2 protein-coding genes and 1 pseudogene are annotated in these 2,426 nt (G+C 54.2%); 2 read left to right on the top strand and 1 reads right to left on the bottom strand.

Annotated features, from left to right (window positions below; all coding sequences use genetic code 11):
* Nucleotides 1-254: 254 nt before the first annotated feature.
* Together M6F29_RS11690 and M6F29_RS11685 are read left to right on the top strand one after the other, a co-directional pair.
* A complete protein-coding gene (locus M6F29_RS11690; RefSeq protein ID WP_298160096.1) occupies nucleotides 255-866 on the top strand; it encodes a response regulator in 612 nt (203 codons plus the stop codon).
* A gap of 106 nt (nucleotides 867-972) precedes the next feature.
* Nucleotides 973-1,866 (top strand): sensor histidine kinase, encoded by an 894-nt coding sequence (locus tag M6F29_RS11685; protein WP_298160094.1) that lies wholly within the window; start codon nucleotides 973-975, stop codon nucleotides 1,864-1,866.
* Nucleotides 1,867-2,046: 180 nt separating this feature from the next.
* Here the strand turns inward: M6F29_RS11685 and M6F29_RS11680 are convergent.
* Nucleotides 2,047-2,426: pseudogene (locus tag M6F29_RS11680) on the bottom strand (ParA family protein); the annotation flags it as partial.

Raw genomic sequence — 2,426 nt, 5'->3', positions numbered from 1 at the left:
GCAGAGCGAACTCACCCACCAGTTGGAACAGGCGTTCCAGCGCTGGGAAGCACTGCAACAGAAGCACGACAAGACGCAGTGACCCGGCAGAAGTGTCAGTTTTTATTACATTTACGGCCGACATTCTTCCGATAAAAAAAATTTATTCCATTTTTTTCAAGGCATTGAGAATTCAGGCATCATACTTGCTTGAAGTTTTGGTGATTCCATCAAGAAGCGATGACGGTGGATAGGGCAAAAAAATGGAGGATTCCATGAAGATACTCATGGTGGATGATCATGCACTGTTTCGTGACGGATTACGCCTGTTGCTCTCCTCTATCCGTCCTGATGCCATTCTATTCGAGGCAGATACCGTCGCCGATGCGTTGTCCGTGCTGCAGGAACACCCCGATTTGACCCTCTGTCTCCTCGATCTCAATCTCAGGCAGGAACGCGGACTGCCCGTATTGAAAAAGATCAGATTCGAAGTGCCCGAAGTGTCGGTGATCGTGGTGTCCGGATCAGACGACCCCTCGACGGTGCGCGCCTGCAGGGAAGCCGGGGCCATGAGTTACATTCCCAAGGGACTGACCTCGGAAAAGTTCCTTGAAGCCACGAACTGGGTCTTTGATGGAAAGATCTTTTTTCCTCATGAGGATAACGATGCCCCTCCCTCATCGAACATACCCAAACTGACTCCCCGCCAACGTGAAGTCCTGTATGCGCTCAGTCGCGGTTTTTCCACGAAACGAATCGCCCGGGAACTGTCGCTCTCCGAATACACGGTCAAGGATCATATCTCGGATCTCTTCCGGGTCCTCGGGGTAAAAAATCGGGTCGAAGCCATCACCAGAACCAGCCTCCTGTACCTGCGTCCTCAATGAAATGAAGGGTTTTTCCTGTTGGCTGCGATCCTGGTTCGATCCAGCCCCGGCATCGACGAACGTCTCCCCTCACGCCTCGCTCAAACAGGAAATGACACGGGAGGTTGTGACCCTCCATGCGAGGGTATTGCTGCACATGCCCCTCGTCCAGTTATTTTTCATCGTCGGCGTAGGTTGGATCGTCTACCCGTCCGTACCTCTTTCCACCTTCGTGTTGTGGAGTACGCTGGCACTGGGCGTGGAGTTGCTCCGTGCAACCTTTGCGAGATGGGTCCTGCCGCGCGTCGACACCCTGGCACCGAAACGGCTCCATGCCGCGTTCATGACCCTGGATGGCCTGGCGGGAGCCAGCACGGGTCTATCTGCGGTCCTCTTCCTGCATCATCTTTCCTTTGTCTCCCAGGCCCTGATCGAGATCATCCTGTTTTCCATTGCTGCCGCCGGAGTCTCCGTTGCCGTCTCTTCCAAATACATGACGGCAGCGTATTCACTCCTGGTATTGCTGGGAGCGACGATCCCCTGGATATCGTTGCACCCGGACAAATATTGGGCCGTTATGGGACTGACCCTCGTTTACTGGCTATTTCTGATCCGGGTGGCCACCGAAAGCGAACGTCTGCTCCATCGCTCCGTTCTGATCCGGCAGGAACGTGATCGCATTATTGCGACCGTCAGCCATGATCTGCGCCAGCCTCTGCACGCGTTGTCTCTTCACGGTGCCATACTGGTGTCCCACCCCTCAGAACAAACGCTCCGGGAAACCCGAAGAAACATCGACCATGTTGTCCAGGATCCGGAGAAAATGCTGACCGACCTGCTGGATCTGTCAAAAATCTCTGCGGGAAATTTCCCGACGCAAGCGCAGTTTTTCTCATTGGATACCGCCATTGCCCACATTTGCACCGAATTCGATTCGATTGCATCGGAAACGCGATCCCAAGCCACCTCATTCGTTCCAGAGGCCACGACTTCGGCCGCTAATGCCCGCCAATATCCTTAACCTTCCGGCCTACAATATCACGGCGTTCGAAGAGAACGACCATGATTTGTCATCAGCAACTTGAAATTGGGCCAAAAGCAGCAGGTTGAAATTGGATGTCGGCTAGGCTAAGGGGGGGGTGATTGACATCCCACAACCAACTGGTGCCGCGCCGTTGCCACACCGTATCGAGCACCTGCCTCACACCCTGGCATCCTTCGTCAATCCAACTCTTATGGCAATTTCCAGCACGAGTTTTTGAAAATCCTCATAGCACTGCCGCACATTGGTCTGGTGAGCCCCAATTGCACCGTCTGCGGGACTCAAGGCAAACATCGGCTTGCGTGCCTCCATTGCCATTGGCATCAGGCTTCGATAGTGCTTGATACGTTGAATCTGTTTTGGATCAGTCTGAACTACTGTAGATGACACTGTGATCTCGCCCAGAACGCTTTCCCGGTATGCCGCTGGAAGCCGCTGCTGCCACTTGGCATAAGCCTTGGTCGGTCGCCCCAGCCGCTCTGCGTGCTGCATGAGCACATAGCCCGCTGGCGTCATTTGTCCGGCTGGTGTTTCACTGA

This window comes from Ferrovum sp. (genome assembly GCF_027317285.1).
In the GTDB taxonomy this organism is placed as follows: domain Bacteria; phylum Pseudomonadota; class Gammaproteobacteria; order Burkholderiales; family Ferrovaceae; genus Ferrovum.
Note: the sequence above shows the minus strand (reverse complement) of the source record. Positions and strands in the feature narration are given on the sequence as shown.